14 protein-coding genes are annotated in these 16,357 nt (G+C 66.2%); 10 read left to right on the forward strand and 4 right to left on the reverse strand.

Annotated features, from left to right (window positions below):
- Window positions 1-63 precede the first annotated feature (63 nt).
- Window positions 64-1,092 carry a DUF4349 domain-containing protein gene (locus P0204_RS02840; protein ID WP_276221487.1) on the forward strand — a complete coding sequence of 343 codons (1,029 nt, stop codon included), beginning with the start codon at window positions 64-66 and terminating at the stop codon, window positions 1,090-1,092.
- A 162-nt stretch (window positions 1,093-1,254) separates the two neighbouring features.
- Here the strand turns inward: P0204_RS02840 and P0204_RS02845 are convergent, their stop codons facing one another.
- Window positions 1,255-2,787: an aldehyde dehydrogenase family protein gene (locus tag P0204_RS02845; protein WP_276221489.1), complete on the reverse strand. Its 1,533-nt coding sequence runs from the start codon at window positions 2,785-2,787 to the stop codon at window positions 1,255-1,257.
- A gap of 72 nt (window positions 2,788-2,859) precedes the next feature.
- Window positions 2,860-4,965: a CDC48 family AAA ATPase gene (locus P0204_RS02850; protein ID WP_276221491.1), complete on the reverse strand. Its 2,106-nt coding sequence runs from the start codon at window positions 4,963-4,965 to the stop codon at window positions 2,860-2,862.
- 197 nt (window positions 4,966-5,162) lie between these two features.
- Here P0204_RS02850 and P0204_RS02855 point away from each other — a divergent pair, with 197 nt between their 5' ends.
- The 7 genes from P0204_RS02855 to P0204_RS02885 all read left to right on the forward strand — a co-directional run bounded on the left by P0204_RS02855 (window position 5,163) and on the right by P0204_RS02885 (window position 13,167).
- Entirely contained in the window at window positions 5,163-5,999 is an 837-nt protein-coding gene (locus P0204_RS02855) for a bacteriorhodopsin (RefSeq protein WP_276221493.1), read from the forward strand.
- A 156-nt stretch (window positions 6,000-6,155) separates the two neighbouring features.
- Window positions 6,156-6,407, forward strand: a complete 252-nt coding sequence (locus P0204_RS02860; protein ID WP_276221495.1) for a hypothetical protein — start codon at window positions 6,156-6,158, stop codon at window positions 6,405-6,407.
- 169 nt (window positions 6,408-6,576) lie between these two features.
- Window positions 6,577-6,711: a DUF7128 family protein gene (locus tag P0204_RS02865; protein ID WP_276221497.1), complete on the forward strand. Its 135-nt coding sequence runs from the start codon at window positions 6,577-6,579 to the stop codon at window positions 6,709-6,711.
- A gap of 43 nt (window positions 6,712-6,754) precedes the next feature.
- A complete protein-coding gene (locus P0204_RS02870) occupies window positions 6,755-9,856 on the forward strand; it encodes an FAD-binding and (Fe-S)-binding domain-containing protein (RefSeq protein ID WP_276221499.1) in 3,102 nt (1,033 codons plus the stop codon).
- A gap of 213 nt (window positions 9,857-10,069) precedes the next feature.
- Window positions 10,070-10,900 carry an MBL fold metallo-hydrolase gene (locus P0204_RS02875; protein WP_276221501.1) on the forward strand — a complete coding sequence of 277 codons (831 nt, stop codon included), beginning with the start codon at window positions 10,070-10,072 and terminating at the stop codon, window positions 10,898-10,900.
- Between the two features lie 80 nt (window positions 10,901-10,980).
- Complete coding sequence (locus tag P0204_RS02880) at window positions 10,981-12,231, forward strand: coiled-coil domain-containing protein (RefSeq protein ID WP_276221502.1); 1,251 nt, start codon at window positions 10,981-10,983, stop codon at window positions 12,229-12,231.
- A gap of 39 nt (window positions 12,232-12,270) precedes the next feature.
- The gene (locus P0204_RS02885; protein ID WP_276221504.1) at window positions 12,271-13,167 is read left to right on the forward strand and encodes a phosphoribosyltransferase HisG-related protein; all 897 of its coding nucleotides are present in this window, start codon (window positions 12,271-12,273) and stop codon (window positions 13,165-13,167) included.
- A 4-nt stretch (window positions 13,168-13,171) separates the two neighbouring features.
- Here the strand turns inward: P0204_RS02885 and P0204_RS02890 are convergent, their stop codons facing one another.
- Window positions 13,172-13,411: a DUF5816 domain-containing protein gene (locus P0204_RS02890; protein WP_276221507.1), complete on the reverse strand. Its 240-nt coding sequence runs from the start codon at window positions 13,409-13,411 to the stop codon at window positions 13,172-13,174.
- A 72-nt stretch (window positions 13,412-13,483) separates the two neighbouring features.
- On the opposite strand from P0204_RS02890, the gene P0204_RS02895 reads away from it, so the two are divergent.
- Together P0204_RS02895 and P0204_RS02900 are read left to right on the forward strand one after the other, a co-directional pair.
- A complete protein-coding gene (locus P0204_RS02895) occupies window positions 13,484-14,845 on the forward strand; it encodes a bifunctional metallophosphatase/5'-nucleotidase (RefSeq protein ID WP_276221509.1) in 1,362 nt (453 codons plus the stop codon).
- Window positions 14,846-14,877: 32 nt separating this feature from the next.
- Window positions 14,878-15,318, forward strand: a complete 441-nt coding sequence (locus tag P0204_RS02900; protein WP_276221510.1) for a universal stress protein — start codon at window positions 14,878-14,880, stop codon at window positions 15,316-15,318.
- On the opposite strand, the gene P0204_RS02905 is transcribed toward P0204_RS02900, so the two are convergent.
- Window positions 15,282-16,286, reverse strand: a complete 1,005-nt coding sequence (locus P0204_RS02905) for a mechanosensitive ion channel family protein (RefSeq protein WP_276221511.1) — start codon at window positions 16,284-16,286, stop codon at window positions 15,282-15,284. The two genes, P0204_RS02900 and P0204_RS02905, sit on opposite strands and share 37 nt — an antisense overlap.
- Between the last annotated feature and the right edge of the window lie 71 nt (window positions 16,287-16,357).

The following is a 16,357-nucleotide window of genomic DNA, read 5'->3' on the forward strand; positions in this document are numbered from 1 at the left end:
ACAGAAAATCCGTTTTGAGCCTACGTTGTTATTAACCCCTGTTGGCGAACAGCGTAAGTCGTGATGTCCAACAGAGCAGCGATCCTGGCGGTGGCGGCCTGCCTCCTCCTGGCGGGCTGTACCGGCGTCGGGCCACAGGCCGGCGGTGGCGACGGCGGTGAGAGCGCGGAGTTGAGTGCCAACCAGCAGGCCGCGAGCGGAGCACAGAGCGACGCCGCGGGCGACGCGTCGAGCGATGCCGGCGACGGCGGTGACGGAAGCAGCGGTGCCGGCGGCGCTGGCGACGGGAGCGTCCCCGATCCCACGCAGCGGGCGATCATCAAGACCGGTTCGATGGTGGTCGAAGTCGACAACTTCTCGACTGCACGCTCGACGATCGCCGACCGGGTCCGGGAGCGCGGTGGCTACGTCAGTGGCTCGGATCAGCGACTCCACCGCAGCGGCAACGAGACGTGGCTGACCGGCCACATCGTCGTCCGCGTCCCCAGTGACACCTACGAGGATACCCAGGCCCTGGCGGCCGATCAGGGGACGGTTCTCTCGGAAGAGACGTCGACGGAGGACGTCACCGACCAGTTGGTCGACCTGGAGGCGCGACTGGAGAACCTCCGGAGCCGGCGGGACCGGCTCCGGGAGTTCTACGATCAGGCCAACAGCACGGAGGAACTCCTGCGAATCGAGGAGGAACTCTCCGATGTCCAACGACAGATCGAGCGGCTGGAAGCCCAAAAGCAGTCGTTAGAGCAACGGGTCGCGTATTCGACTGTCAGGATCGAACTCCAAGAGCCCGAACCGGGGATCGACCAGATCCGGACCCAGTACCACGAGCAGTCACTCGTCGCCGTCTTCGTGGGCTCGGTCAACGACGTGATCGTCTTCGCACAGGCCTCGCTCGTGACCATCGCCGGGGCGCTCCCGTGGCTCGCCGTCGCCGTGGTGCCAGCGCTCGGGCTCCGCAGATTGCTGCGCGGGCGCTCGGTCCCGCTGCTCGGCGGGGGCAGTAGTGAGACGCCTGCAGCGGACGAACCTCCCACCGAGCAGCCGGACGAGGAGACCGCCGAGACGACCGACGACGACGAAGCGGCGGAGTAACCCCCTGTCTTCCCGACACCGGACTTTTTTTACGCTCGGTCCAGAACTGTTGTTTGCCGGTGAGACGCTTTTCACGTCGTACCCGGCAACAACACAGCCCGTCTCGCTGCTCGGCCACCCGGCGTCGCTCGTCCGCCAAAGGCTGTCCGGACAGCCTTTCTCTCACTCCTCGTCAGTCGTGGTATCGGCCGAGAGGCCCTGAGCCATCCGGATCTCCTTGGCGTTGTTCAACGTCCAGGCCGTCCGCTCGGTGACGGCCTCGATGACCTCCCGGCCGTGTGGCGGGCCGCTCCCGGACTGTTTGACGCCGCCGAACGGTAACTGTACCTCCGCGCCGATACACGGGAGGTTCCCGTAGGCGAGGCCGACCGCCGCGTTGTCGCGGTAGTAGTTCAGTTGGCGGTAGTCCTCGGAGATGATCGCGCCGGCGAGCCCGTAGTCGGTGTCGTTCTGGAGCGCGACCGCTCGCTCGACCCCGCCGTCGTACTCGACCAGGGCGACGTGTGGTCCGAACACCTCCTGGTGGTACGCCGAGAGGTCGGTCTCCGGCGAGACTTCGTAGACGAACGGGCCGACCCAGAACCCTGCTTCCTGCCCCTCGGGGAGTTCCGCTCCCGGGAGTTCCTCACGGTCGACGAGGACCGTCGCCGTCGACTCGCGGACGGCGTCGTTGTGGCGCGCGAACTTCTCGACCTGCTCGCGGTCGACGAGTGGCCCCATGAACGTCTCCTCCTCCAAGGGGTCGCCGACGGTCACGCGCTGTGCCAGATCGACGAACCGGGTTTTGAACGCCTCGTAGACGTCGGTGTGGACGAGCAGTCGCTCGCTGGAGACGCATCGCTGGCCGGTCGTCTTGAAACTGGACATCACCGCGGAGTGGACGGCGATGTCGAGGTCGGCCTGTTCGGTGACGACGATGGCGTTTTTCCCGCCCATCTCACAGCAGGCGTTTCGGCCCAGACGGCCGCCGATCTTCTCGTCGATACTGTGGCCGACCTCTGCGCTGCCGGTGAACAGGACAGTGTCGACGCGGTCGTCCTCGACGATGGCGTTGCCGGCGTCGCCGTACCCCTGGACCATGTTGAACACGCCGTCGGGGATCGGGGTGTCGTCGAACATCTCCGCGACGATCTGGCCGCAGTAGGGGGTCTGTTCGGCGGGCTTCCAGACGACCGTGTTGCCCTCGACCAGCGAGGTCGCCATGTGCCAGAACGGGATCGCGACCGGGAAGTTCCAGGGGGTGATACAGCCGACGACGCCGCGCGGGCGCCGGCGCATGTACGAGTCCTTGCTGGCCACCTCCGAGGGAACCACGTCGCCGTGGGGGTGGCGGGCGTTGCCCGCGGCCAGTTCGACCATGTGGGCGGCCTCGACGACGTCTGCCCGCCCCTCGCTGATCTCCTTGCCACACTCACGGGAGACCATCTCGCCGAGTTCGTCGGTCCGCTCGCGGAGTTCGTGGTAGATCTCCCAGAGGAACTCCGCCCGGTCGATGTACGACAGTCCGCGCCACTCGTCGGCGGCCTCGCGGGCGGCCGTCACCGCCCGGTCGATCTCTGTCGAGGACCCCATCTGGACCGTCGCCACAGTCTCGGCGGTGGCCGGGTCGACGGTCTCGAAGGTCTCCCCGTCGTCGCTCGCCACCCACTCGCCGTCGACGTAGTGGTGCAACGAACTGGTTGGCTGACCTGTCATACCGACTAGTTGGCGTGCCAGCGATAAAAGAGATGCGTCAACACACCCCACAAAAACGGACTGTGGAACGGGTCAGCGCTCGCGGTCCAGCGCCCGCCGGAAGTGGTCGGGAGTGATCTCGACTTCGTCGGCCCGCTCGGTCGCCTCTTCGGGACCCAGTTCCGCAGCGGTCTCGCGGATCGCCAGCATCGACGCCTCGCGGACGACGGCCTCCAGTTCGGCCCCGGAGAGGTCCCCGGTCTCTTCGGCGATCTCGGACAGCGAGACGTCGTCGGCGATCGGTTTGCCCGCCGCGTGGACCGCCAGGATCTCCTCGCGGGCGGTCCGGTCGGGGTTCGGCACCTCGACGTGCTGTTCGAGTCGCCCGGGTCGCAGGAGCGCGTCGTCGATCATGTCCCGGCGGTTGGTCGCCGCGAGGACGACGACGTTGGGGTTCTCGGTGATCCCGTCGAGTTCCGCCAGCAACTGGGAGACCACCCGTTCGGTCACCTCGTTGCCGTCGCCGCGATGGCTGGCGATGGCGTCGATCTCGTCCAAGAAGATGATGCTCGGCGCGGTCTGGCGGGCGCGTTCGAACAGTTCCCTGACGGCCTCCTCGCTCTCGCCGACGTAGCGGTCCATGATCTCCGGGCCGGCGACGTGGATGAAGTTGACGCCGCTCTCGCCCGCGACTGCCCGGGCCAGCAGCGTCTTCCCGGTCCCCGGCGGGCCAAAGAGGAGGATGCCACTCGGCGGATCGGTGTTGGTCGCCGCGAACAGTTCGCCGTAGGACAGCGGCCACTCGATGGCCTCGGTGAGCGTCTGTTTGACATCGTCGAGCCCACCCACGTCGTCGTAGGTGACCGTCGGCGACTCCGCGACGTACTCCCGCATGGCGCTGGGTTCGACCGTCGCCATCGCGGTGTCGAAGTCGGGGCCGGTCACGTCCGGGTCGTCGTGTTCCCTGCGCAGGGCCGCCATCGCCGCCTCCGTCGTCAGCGAGGCGAGGTCGGCACCGACGAAGCCGTGGGTCTGTGCGGCCAGGCGGTCGAGGTCCACGTCGTCGGCCATCGGCATCCCGCGGGTGTGGACGTCCAGGATCTCCCGTCGGCCGGGTTCGTCGGGGACGCCGATCTCGATCTCCCGATCGAACCGGCCGCCCCGCCGGAGCGCCGGATCGACGGCGTCGACCCGGTTGGTCGCCCCGATGACGACCACGCGACCCCGGTCTTCCAGGCCGTCCATCAGGGTCAGGAGTTGGGCGACAACGCGGTTCTCCATGTCGGCGTCCTCGTCCCGGGAGCCGGCGATGGAGTCGATCTCGTCGACGAACAGGATCGAGGGGGCGTTGGCGGTCGCCCGGTCGAACGCCTCCCGGAGCCGTTCCTCGCTCTCGCCTTTGTACTTCGAGACGATCTCCGGCCCGGAGATGGTGTCGAAGTAGGCGTCGACCTCGTTGGCGACCGCGCGGGCGATCAGCGTCTTCCCCGTTCCCGGGGGGCCGTGCAACAGGACGCCCTTCGGCGGGTCGATGCCCAGCCGACGGAACTGCTCGGGTTCCGAGAGGGGCATCTCGATCATCTCGCGGATCCGATCAAGTTCGTCGTCCAGCCCGCCGATGTCCTCGTAGCTGACACCGGTGTCGGACTCGGCCTGTGAGGCGGGTGCCGAGTCGGGCTGTTCGGTCGCGTCGGAGCCGCCGGCGTCGTCCGTCCGCGGGAGGACCGTGACGGTCGTCCGGTCGGTGACTCGGACGGACTCGTCGGGCGTCGTCGACCGGACGAGGAAGGTACCGAGCCCGTCGACGTGGACCCGCTCGCCGGCCCGGACCATCCGGTCGACGAGCCGCGAGCGGACGGTGTGTTCGTACTCCTCCGTCCCCGGGAGGGGGTCGGCCGGCTGAACCGTGATGTCGACCGCCTCCGTGACCGACCCCTGCCGGACGCTGACGGTGTCGCCGATGTTGACGCCGGCGTTCGCCCGGGTGTCGGAGTCGATCCGGACGAACTGGCCGCCGTCGTCGGCCGGCCACACCTTCACCACGGTCGTCTTGTTGCCCTCGACGATGACGGGATCACCGCTCAGTACGCCGAGCCTGCTTCGCACGGACTCGGGGAGCCGCGCGATGCCACGCCCGGCGTCGCGCTTGTTCGCTCCCTCGACCGTGAGTTCGATACCGCCGTCTGGGGACCCGTTCATGCCGCCGCGTAGCCGGTCGAGACTCTTCAGCGTTCCCGTTGTGTCGGCAAGACGGCACGCCGTTTCCGGTGTGGAACCCGAAGGGCGGGCCGTCCGAGGACTGCCCCTCGACAGGCGATCGAATCCCCGACGTGTCCGGTCGACCCCCATCAGTTACCTTCTGTGTTTATACGTCTGAGACTCGAAGTGGTGTGAGTATGCCACTCATAAACACAGTAGACGCAGGCAGCATCCTGTTACAGGCGACACAGGGGGAAGCGTTCGCACAGATACAGAACGACGCGTTGCTGAGTTCGTCGCTGTGGGTCAACATCGCCCTCGCGGGGGTATCGATTCTTCTGTTCGTCTACATGGGCCGGAACGTCACCAGCGACCGCGCCCGGTTCATCTGGGCCGCGACGCTGCTGATCCCGCTGGTCTCGATCTCCAGTTATCTGGGCCTGCTCTCGGGGCTGACGGTCGGATTCATCGAGATGCCGGCCGGCCACGCCCTGGCCGGCGAGGAGGTCATGAGCCAGTGGGGCCGGTATCTCACCTGGGCGCTCTCGACGCCGATGATCCTGCTCGCGCTGGGACTGCTCGCGGACGTCGACCGGAGCAGTCTCTTTACCGTCATCACTGCCGACATCGGGATGTGTGTGACCGGGCTCGCGGCGGCACTGATCACCTCCTCGTATCTGTTCCGTTGGCTGTTCTACGCTGTCAGCTGTGCGTTCTTCGTCGTCGTCCTCTACGCCCTCCTGACGGAGTGGCCGACGGCCGCCGCCGACGCTGGAACGGGCGAGATCTTCGGTACCCTCCGGGTCCTGACGGTCGTGTTGTGGCTGGGGTACCCGATCATCTGGGCGGTCGGCGTCGAGGGGCTCGCGCTGGTCCAGTCGGTCGGGGTCACCTCGTGGGGCTACTCCGCGCTGGACATCCTCGCGAAGTACGTGTTCGCCTTCCTCCTGTTGCGGTGGGTCGCCGCCAACGAGCGGACCGTCGCCACGACACAGCGCGAACCGAGCACTGGATCGGCTCCCGCCGACGACTGAGACCGCCAGTTGGCTCCGTCGAAACCCTATTTTCGGACAGTCGATTATATAAAATAGTCGGTGGATGAGAGCTGCGCAATTAGCGGGTATCCCTTCGCCGGGTGTCGCATCAATTGTCGCCGAAAATACTTATACGATCAGAAAGAACGAATCGCTATGCCCGCGTTCGGCCTCGGCTTCCTCGTATTTCTCGTCGTACAGGCCCTCGTCTCGTCGTTCGTTTACGCTGAGGCAAAAGAGTCCGGCTCACGCGCCCCGTTAGTCCCGGGAGTATCCGTCTTCCTACTGGGAGTGGGGCTCGCGTTCGTGTTCAATACTGTCCTCGGAGTCGTTGTCGCCGAACTTGTTGCTATCGTCATCTACCGTATCGGAGTCCACGCTGCTAACGGACGTTCTGCCTCCACCTGAACTGTCTGTTATCCGTCTTCCCCCTTACTGACCGGACCCGTACGAAATGTGTCGCCGGCCGAGTGTTGCAACAACGCCCACAAGTCGGCTCCCGGGCTGGTTTCGACAGCGACACCCGTCGCTCGTGTCACGGGAAAACACTATACGACAGGCCCTCGGAGCTTCGAGTATGGTAGTCGCTACCGAACGCGACGGGATGACCTGGTACGAGTGTGAATCCTGTGGACTCATGTTCGACGACCAGGACGACGCCCGGCAACACGAGTCCAACTGCGACGACGAGGACCCCTCCTACATCCAGTAACGGTAGCCGACAGTATAACGTCGTCCCGTCCGAAGGCCAGTACATGGGCGCAACCGAGCAGGGGCCACGCGGTGAGCCGGCCGACGACGAACGGGCCGACTACGACCACCAGTCCGACAGCGTCGCCCGTCCGGCACTCGTCGCGGACCTCACGGAACGCATCGAGGGGACCGTTCGGTTCGACGACTACTCGCGGGAGCTGTACGCGACCGACGCCAGCGCCTACGAGATGACGCCCGTCGGCGTGGTCTACCCGCGGTCGACCGACGACGTGGCCGCGGTCGTCTCCTACTGCGCACAGCGGGAGATACCCGTCCTCCCGCGGGGCGGCGGGACGAGCCTCGCCGGCCAGGCCGTCAACGAGGCCGTCGTGCTCGATTTCACGCGCTACATGGACTCGCTGCTCGAGGTAGACCCGGACGAACGGCGGGCGGTCGCCGAGGTGGGGACGACGCTTGGCGATCTGAACGCCGAACTCGCGACGCACGATCTGAAGTTCGCCCCGGACCCCGCCTGGGGCGACAAGTCCGCGCTGGGCGGTGCCATCGGCAACAACTCGACGGGCGCACACTCCCTGCAGTACGGGAAGACAGACCACTACGTCGAGGAATGCGAGGCCGTCCTCGCGGACGGGACAGTGACGGAGTTCGGCGAGATGACTCTCGACGAACTTCGGACGGCTGCCGATCCGGACGGCGACCTCGAAGCGCGCATCTACGCCGAACTGGTCCGCATCCTGGACGAGGAGCGCGACGAGATCGACGCCGCCTTCCCCGACCTGAAACGCAACGTCTCGGGGTACAACCTCGACCGGTTGATCGCCGAGGTCGAGGGTGAGTACGGCGACCCCGACACGGTCAACGTCGCGCGCCTGTTGGCCGGCAGCGAGGGGACCCTGGCGATCGTCACCGAGGCGACGGTCTCGCTGGAACCGATCCCGGAGACGAAGTCCCTGGCGCTGCTGGCCTTCGAGGACCTCGTGACGGCGATGGCGGACGTGGCGCCGATCCTCGAACACGATCCCGCCGCGGTCGAGGTGCTCGACGACGTACTGCTGGAGTTGGCCGGCGACACCGAGGAGTTCGGCGACCTCGTCGCCGACATCGTGCCGGAGGGGACCGGCGCGGTCTTACTCGTGGAGTTCTACGCCGACAGCACGGCGGCGGGCAAACAGAAGGTCGCGGACCTACTGGCCGACCGCGTGGGTGGCGTCTCTACCGTGGGCGTCCCACAGGAGGACGCCGAGAACCTGACCGCCGCACCCGTCGGTGCCTTCCACGGCCGGGAAGCCCACGACGAGGCCGAGCGCGAGCGGTTCTGGAAGCTCCGGAAGTCGGGCCTCCCGATCCTGCTGTCCCGGACCAGCGACGCCAAACACATCAGTTTCATCGAGGACACCGCGGTGCCGCCCGAGAACCTCCCGGAGTACGTCAGCGACTTCCAGGACCTCCTGGAGGACGAGGGTACCTTCGCCTCCTTTTACGCCCACGCCGGGCCTGGCTGCTTGCACATCCGACCGCTCGTCGACACCAAGACCGTCGAAGGAGTCGACCGGATGGAGGCCATCGCCGACGGTGCGACCGATCTCGTCCGGGAGTACGGGGGCAGCGTCTCCGGGGAGCACGGCGACGGCCGCGCCCGGACCCAGTGGAACCACAAACTCTACGGCGACCACGTCTGGGGGGTGTTCCGTGACCTCAAGACCGCCTTCGACCCGGACTGGCTGTTGAACCCCGGCCAGGTCGTCGGCGTCGACGAGGCGGCCGTCGACGCCGGCGAGGCACCCCCGCGGGCACAGACCGTCGACATGACCGAGAACTTGCGGTTCTCGCCCGACTACGAGTTCGAGTACGACTTCGACCCGGCGCTTGACTGGACCAACGAGAACGGCATGCAGGGGATGGTCGAACTCTGTCACGGCTGTGGGGGCTGTCGCGGTCCACAGGAGACCACCGGCAGCGTGATGTGTCCGACCTACCGGGCCGCCGACGAGGAGGTGACAGCGACGCGCGGCCGGGCGAACATGCTCCGGTCGGCGATGAGCGGGGACCTCCCCGATGACCCGACCGACGAGGCGTTCGTCTCGGAGGTGATGGACCTCTGTATCGGCTGTAAGGGGTGTGCGCGGGACTGTCCCAGCGAGGTCGACATGGCGAAACTCAAGACCGAAGTCGAACACGCTCACCACCAGGAACACGGCGCCAGCCTCCGTGACAAGGTGTTCGCCAACGTCGAGACGCTCTCGAAGATCGGCAGCGCGCTCGCGCCGGTGTCGAACTGGGCGCAGCGGCTCCCGGGCAGCGACCTCGTGACCGAGAACGTGCTGGGCATCGCCGGCGAACGGGACCTGCCGACGTTCCGGCGGCAGTCCTTCGAAGACTGGTGGGCGGGTCGTGAGCCGGCGGTCCCGGCCGCCGAGGCCGAGCGGCGTGCGCTCCTCTTCCCGGATACGTACAACAACTACAGCCATCCGGAGGTGTTGCGAGCGGCCGTCGAGGTGCTGGAGGCCGCCGGCGTCCACGTCGGGGTACCGGGAGACGTCACCGCCTCGGGTCGGGCCGCCCACTCGAAGGGGTTTATCGACAAAGCACGGGCCAGGGCGCGGACGAACGTCGACGCCCTGTCTGATCGCGTCGCGGACGGGTGGGACATCGTGGTCGTCGAGCCCTCCGACGCCGTGATGTTCCAGTCCGACTACCTGGACCTGCTGGGTCACGACGACGACGCGACGACGACGGTCGCGGCCAACAGCTTCGGGGTCTGTGAGTACCTCGACCGGTTCGCGCTGGATAGCGGCGTCGACTGGACGGGTTCGGACGAGTCGTTGACCTACCACGGCCACTGTCACCAGAAGGCGACGAAGAAGGACCACCACGCCGTCGGCGTCCTCCGGCGGGCCGGCTACGAGGTCGACCCACTGGACTCGGGCTGTTGTGGCATGGCCGGCAGTTTCGGCTACGAGGCCGAACACTACTCCATGAGCAAGGCTATCGCCGGCATCCTCTACGAGCAGACCGCCGAGAGCGACGGCGAGACGGTGGTCGCCCCCGGTGCCTCCTGCCGGACGCAACTGGCCGACCGCCCGCTCGGTGACGGCGAGGAACCGCCCCACCCCGTCGAACGGCTCGCCGACGCGCTGGCGTAACGCCGTTCCGTCGGGACGCGAGACAGACCGTCACAGTCGTCGGTTAGCCCGACGCGTCCGAGCTTCGTCGAACCGCATAGCTGCTTGGCTCGGAGCCGCTGCGGTCGTTTCCGCCGGTGGACGCGGTGACGATCGACTCGCCGAGTTCGCCGACTGAACGGATCGGCTAGCCGACCCGTAACGGTTTAATCGCCCCCACGTGCAGTGAGCCCCATGACTGTCGATTCTGACTGGGACGACTGGCTCTTGCGCGAGGTAGAAGCGGCCGATCCCGACGGACTTGCGATCTGGTATCTCGGCTGTAACGGCTTCATCGTCAAATCCAGCGGCGAAACGACGGTGTTCATCGACCCGTATCTGGGGATCGGCGACCCGCCACGGACCGTCCGGATGGTACCGGTGCCGTTCAACCCCGAGGACGTCTCCGAAGCCGACGCAGTGCTGGGGACACACGAGCATACGGACCACGTCCACGGTCCCTCGCAGGCACCGATCCTCGCGGGGACGGGTGCGGACTACTACACGACCGACAGCGGCCACGACGTGATCCACGAGGAAGGCTGGACGGACAACTGGTCGGTGACCGACGACCAACTCCACGAGGTGACGGAGGGGGACACGATCGAGATCGGCGACCTCACGATCCACGTCGAGCCGGCCAACGACCCCGACGCCGCCCACCCAGTCTCGTACGTCTTCGAACACGACGCCGGGACGTTCTTCCACGGCGGCGACGCCAGGCCGGGCGCGTTCGAGTCCGTGGGCGAGTCCTACGACATCGACCTGGGCGTCCTGGCGTTCGGTGCGATCGGCAACATCGACGATTCGGAGACCGGCGAACCGGTCCGTACCAAGTGGTACAACGACGAGAACATGATCGTCGAGGCGGCCAACGAACTCCGACTCGATACGCTGTTGCCGAGCCACTGGGACATGTGGAAGGGGATGACGACCGAACCCACTGTCTTGCACAACCACGCCAGTAGCTTCGCCTATCCCGACTCGTTACGGATCGCCAAGATCGGCGACCGAGTGGACCTGTAGACGGCCCTTCCCTCACGTCGGTGGTGTCGGATTGCCTATACAATGCATATTTATTACTGTAGGGTCACGCAGTAGAATACATGAGTGATGCACAAACATACGAAGAAGTCACGGTTAGCTCGGATGGGGTAATCGTCACGAAGCGGTTCGAAGCCGACGAGTTTCCCGTCCCGGCGATCGCGTTCAACGTCGTGTCGAAACGCTCCGAGCCGGTGACCATTCGTCTGGTGGATACGGTTCCAGAGGACGTCGCCGTCGAGGATCTGGGCTTCCACCCGGAGTACGGGAGCGAATACTGGGATATCAACGAGGACCGCATCGCCTTCGAGAAGGAGATCCAGGCCGACTCCGAGTACACCACGGTGTACGGAATCCGTGCGACGGGAACCGACGACGTCGAGAAGTTCCTCACCGAACCCGAGATCGAATCGGTCAGTCCGCCACTCGACGATGACGAAGATACCCTCGTCGGCGGCGGCGACGACGCCGTCAAGGACGTCATCGCCGGCGACGCGGACAGCGTTCCGGGGCTAGAAGAGGACGAGGAGGACGAGGACATCGAGACCCTCGATCTGAAAGACCCGAACGGAACCGGGACACCGGAAGCCGGCGGCGCGTCCACGTCGGCGGACGACGACGACGGCGAGCCCGAAAGCGGGGACGCGGAGACGAACGGAGACGTCGGTGAGGGGACCGTCATCGCCGCGATGGCCGACGAGATCCGTAACAGCAACGTCTCGCCGGACGACGTGAAACTACTTCAGCGGGCGCTGGACGCGGTCTCGGACGAGGAGAGTGACAGCGGAAGCGATACGGACGGTGCCATACAGGCCAAGATCGAACGGCTCCAGGGGGATATCGCGGATCTACGCGCCTACACCGACGCCCTCGAAGAGTTCCTCGAAGAGAACGGGACCGGCGACGAGATGATCGAGGAGTTCGGCCAACGTCTCGAAGAGTTCGAGACGGAACTGAACTCCTTCGAGTCCGAGATCGAGAGCGCTCGCTCGACCGCCCAGTCGGCCAACTCCGGCGTCGAGAGCCTCGAAAAGGAGGTATCGCTGGTCGAAGAAGACGTCGAGGAGATCGGGTCCGAGGTCAACTCGATGGGCAACAGCCTCCGAACCGTCGAGGACGACGTCGACGAGTTCGACGCCCAGATCGCCGAACTCGACGAGCAACTCTCCGACATAGAGTCCGAAGTCGAGCAGGTGCGCGAGGAGATGGGCGACGGTGAGATCGACGAGCGGCTCGCCGAACTCGAAAACGAGATCGTCGAGCTCAACGAGTGGCGCGAACAGCTCTCGTCGGTCATCGGCGGCGGCACCTAATCGAACTCGTTTTACCGATCCCTGTCTTGCCTACCGACAATGACGACGACTAGAGTGGCCGTTCCACGTAAGGGGCGGCCTCTCGAAGCGGTCCTCGAACGGCTCGCCGCCCGGACCGGGACGACCGAACTGGCGGACGACATCATCTCGACACTGCGCTACGAGAAGGCCGTCACCAAGGGTAACCAGTCGACCGACCGGGACGTCTACGATCGTCTCTCGTCGTACTCGACGCTGTCAGACCCGACCGAACCGGAGTTCTCGATGTTGCGGGACGACCGGGACGGGATGCCCCGCCGGATCGTCTTCGACAGCGTCACCGTCCCGACCGCGGCGGGCGAGGTCCAGTTGATCGGCCGGGAAGAGCCGTTCCGTGCGCTGCGGACCCACGAGTTCGCGCTCGGGTTCGACAGCGCCGACCTTGTCCTCGAAGAGGTCGTCCAGTTGCGCGACGAGGCACTGACGAGCATCGCGGAGATCAACGACCGCATCGATCCGCTGGACACCGACGTTCGGGTCGTGACTGGCCTCGGCGATACGGTGTATCACACGCTGCTCGCGACGCCGGAGGTCATCGACAGCCAGGACGGACCGCTCGACCGGGCGTTCGTCGCCAACTACGAGGGGGAGTTCTGTATCTCGCCCCGGTACGAGCGTCTGGTCGAAGCGATCCTGGGGACGGCAGCACTCGACGGGATCGGCTTCACCTACCCCGCGGAGGGCGTCGAGGAGGAGGCCGGCATCGCCGCTACCGGGATCGGCGTCTACCTCACGGTGACCGGATCGACGGCCCACGACCACGGGCTCGAACTGGGCGAGCGGCTGTTCCCCAGCGAGACGGTCCTGCTGGAGAACGCCAGCGAACGGACCGACACCTCGGCGGCGGTCGCGGAGTTGTTCGAAGCGCCGGAGGCGACGGCGCTGGGCTCGGTCTGAGAGGTCACTCGTGGGCGGCGTCCCACTCCTCGGCCTTGCGGAGGTTGCTACAGTCGTTGCACTGGATACGCCCCATCGAGTCCATCGCGTTGTTGAACGTCTCGCAGTTGCCACAGAAGAATCCCCAGCGGCGCTCGCGGTCGGCGTCCACGTAGACGACGAAAAACGGTGCTTTGGTGCCGATATCGTCGTCCTCGCGGTCGACGAACAGCGTCTCGCCGTCGGGTCCCTCTCGCTGTTCCATACCGGACAGTCGCGGGCCAGCGGCTAAACGACTGCGGAACGGCTATCCGGCTCGGCCACCCACATCCATCCGATGAGTCCGCGGCTCGTCCACTACTCCGACGTGGAAAACGCCCACGACGACCCCGAGCGCCTGGCCCGCCTGGCCGGAACACTGAACGCCCTCGATGGCTCCGACGCGCTGGTCGTCGGGACCGGCGACAACACCGGTCCCGGCGTTCTCTCGCTCGTGACCGACGGACGGCAATCCCTGGAACTGTTCGACGCGGTCAAGCCGGCCTTCGAGACCTTCGGGAACCACGATTTCGACCACGGTGTCGAGGCCATCGGGGACATCATCGAGGAATCGCCACAGACGTGGCTCACGGCGAACGTCCGCGAGGACGGGGATCGGTTCGCGGCCGCCGAGACCGAACCCTGGGCGCTCCGAACGGTCGACGGGGTCCGGATCGGTCTGGTGGGCGTGACGACCCCCGATACCGAGGCGACGAGTCCGGGTGCGGCACCGCTTGCAGTCACCGACCCCGTCCCGGCCGTCGCCGACGCCGTGGACGCACTGGAGGCTCGCGGGGCCGAGCAGGTCGTCGTCCTCTCACATCTCGGCCGGGGCGACGACGAACTCGCCCGGCGCTGTGACGTGGACGTGATCCTCGGGGGCCACGTCCACGAGCGACGGGTGACACGGATCGATGGCACCCTCCTCGCTCGCCCCGAATCGAACGGCCACACCGTCGTCGAAGTCGATCTCGGCGGTTCGAAGCCGACTGCCGCGTTTCGGACGGTCGACGGAACGGACACCGTCGAAGCGTCGGTCGCCCGGGCGATCGAACGGCGACTCGACCGGTCGGGTCTGACGGAGACGGTCGCCCACGTCGACGAACCGATCTCCCGGTCCCGGCAGGCGACCAAGGGTGGGGAGAGTCGGATCGGGAACCTCGTCGCCGACGCCTATCGCTGGTACACCGGGGCGGACATCGGATTGCAGAACGCCGGCGGTGTCAGGACCGACGAGACGCCGCTGTCGGGCGCGGTGACCGTGGCGGATCTCGTCTCGGTCGTCCCCTTCGAGGAACCGGTCACCGTCGCCAGGGTCACCGGGGCGGAACTCCGTCGGTTGTGCCGACAGGCCAGCGGCCAGGTCGTCGACTACGGCGACTCGGCGTGGTGGCACGCACACGTCAGCGGACTGGAAGTCGTCTGGAACCGGGAACGCCGTAGAGTCGATCGGCTCACAGTCGGCGGGGAACCGGTCGAGGACGACCGGACGTACACCCTCGCGACGACGGACTACGTACTCACGTCCGCCATGGAGTTCCCGGTCCTGACCGACGCCAATCGGGTCGAGAAGACGAAACTCCAGTACGAGGTGCTGGCCGACTACGCCCGGGCGGTCGGTATCGACCCGTCCGTCGAGGGACGAGTCCTGCGCCGCTAGGGTTTTACCCCCCGCAATCGAACGCACGGTCAATGACACAGGTCGTCGTCCCGGTCCGGTATCCGCTCTCGGCGAACTCGCGGGCGACACTCGCGGAGGGAATCCGGATCGCCGACTCTACCGACGCTGATCTCACGGTTCTACACGTCAATCTCTACCAGAACGGACAGAACGTCTCGCGTGCGGAACTCAAGGCAACGGTCGAGGAGGAGTTCGGTCACCTCCCCCGGTCACGCTACATCGTCCGGTCGGGGATGCTCGTCGAGGAGACGATCTTAGACGAGGTGGCAGCACAGGGGGCCGACGTGGTCGTCATCGGGGACAAACAGGTCAGCCGCTGGCGACAGATGATCCGACGACTCGTCGACGACCCGAACATCGAACAGTTCCTCCGGGAGGAACTGGATTGTGACATCGTCACCGTCAACCCCGACAGTCAGCCCTCGCGGTACTCCGCGTCCTCCGAGAACTGAGCAGGGTCACCCGCCGTCCCGTCCTGTTCGTCCATCGAGACCTGGAGTTGCCCGCTCGTGTCGTCGAAGTACAGGTGCGAGTGGGGGTAGGCGATCTCCACGTCGGCGTCCTCCAGCCGAGTCCAGACGTTCGTCTGGACCTTCGAGCGGGCCGCCAGCAGTTTGTAGGGTTCGGTCACCCAGTACCGCAGCGTCAGCAGGACGCCGTGGTCACCGAATGTGTTGATGTACGCGGTCGGCGCAGAGGGGTATCGGGCCGCGCCGACCCGGATGTTCGGCCCGCCGCCGATGACGTTGTCGACCTCGCGTGCTGCTTCCTCGATCAGTCGACGTGCCTCCTCGATGTCGCTCTCGTAGGTGACGAGGACGTCGAGCGAGAGGCGCGTCCGCGAGTCCTCGGCGGAGTAGTTCACCACGTCACGGTCCCGCATCGAACCGTTCGGGATGACCAGGAACGTATTGTCGAGCGTGAACATCTTCGTGTGCCGGAGCGTGATGTCCTCGACGAACCCTCGTTCGTCCGTGTCGGCGAGTTCGATCATATCCCCGATCTCGTAGGGCTGGTCGGCCAGCAGGAACACGCCGGAGACGAAACTCCCGACGATCGGAGCGACGATGACACCGATGACCGCCGAGAAGACCGCGACGGAGAGTCCGATCTCGCCGATGGCGAGCCCCCAGATGTTCATGATCGACAGCAGCGCGAGCAGGAAGACACCCGCACGAATCCCCCGGAGGACGGTGCGGGTCAGACTCGGCCGCTTGAACCGCTGTGCGACCCGCCGCCCGAGGAGTTGGACGACGATCCGTGACGCCAGATACGCCCCGATCAACACGACGATCGTCTGGAAGATCTGGCCGAGCCACACCGGAATCGCGACCGGCAAGAGACCACCGAACGTCGTCGTGGATGGATCGGGGGTCGGCGACGGAGTCGGCGTCTGCAGCAACAACGAGACAGCACCCATGTCTACCAGTGTACGACCCCCCGAGAAAAGCGTTCCCCCTCCGCAACTGATTACCACACGCCGACAGACAG

Origin of the sequence: Haloarcula halophila (assembly GCF_029278565.1) — an archaeon.
GTDB lineage: Archaea > Halobacteriota > Halobacteria > Halobacteriales > Haloarculaceae > Haloarcula > Haloarcula halophila.

Excerpts from the sequence above, each read along its gene's own strand:
- P0204_RS02840 (WP_276221487.1), top strand. The coding sequence starts at position 64 with ATGTCCAACAGAGCAGCGATCCTGGCGGTGGCGGCCTGCCTCCTCCTG.
- P0204_RS02845 (WP_276221489.1), bottom strand. The coding sequence starts at position 2,787 with ATGACAGGTCAGCCAACCAGTTCGTTGCACCACTACGTCGACGGCGAG.
- P0204_RS02850 (WP_276221491.1), bottom strand. The coding sequence starts at position 4,965 with ATGAACGGGTCCCCAGACGGCGGTATCGAACTCACGGTCGAGGGAGCG.
- P0204_RS02855 (WP_276221493.1), top strand. The coding sequence starts at position 5,163 with ATGCCACTCATAAACACAGTAGACGCAGGCAGCATCCTGTTACAGGCG.
- P0204_RS02860 (WP_276221495.1), top strand. The coding sequence starts at position 6,156 with ATGCCCGCGTTCGGCCTCGGCTTCCTCGTATTTCTCGTCGTACAGGCC.
- P0204_RS02865 (WP_276221497.1), top strand. The coding sequence starts at position 6,577 with ATGGTAGTCGCTACCGAACGCGACGGGATGACCTGGTACGAGTGTGAA.
- P0204_RS02870 (WP_276221499.1), top strand. The coding sequence starts at position 6,755 with ATGGGCGCAACCGAGCAGGGGCCACGCGGTGAGCCGGCCGACGACGAA.
- P0204_RS02875 (WP_276221501.1), top strand. The coding sequence starts at position 10,070 with ATGACTGTCGATTCTGACTGGGACGACTGGCTCTTGCGCGAGGTAGAA.
- P0204_RS02880 (WP_276221502.1), top strand. The coding sequence starts at position 10,981 with ATGAGTGATGCACAAACATACGAAGAAGTCACGGTTAGCTCGGATGGG.
- P0204_RS02885 (WP_276221504.1), top strand. The coding sequence starts at position 12,271 with ATGACGACGACTAGAGTGGCCGTTCCACGTAAGGGGCGGCCTCTCGAA.
- P0204_RS02890 (WP_276221507.1), bottom strand. The coding sequence starts at position 13,411 with ATGGAACAGCGAGAGGGACCCGACGGCGAGACGCTGTTCGTCGACCGC.
- P0204_RS02895 (WP_276221509.1), top strand. The coding sequence starts at position 13,484 with ATGAGTCCGCGGCTCGTCCACTACTCCGACGTGGAAAACGCCCACGAC.
- P0204_RS02900 (WP_276221510.1), top strand. The coding sequence starts at position 14,878 with ATGACACAGGTCGTCGTCCCGGTCCGGTATCCGCTCTCGGCGAACTCG.
- P0204_RS02905 (WP_276221511.1), bottom strand. The coding sequence starts at position 16,286 with ATGGGTGCTGTCTCGTTGTTGCTGCAGACGCCGACTCCGTCGCCGACC.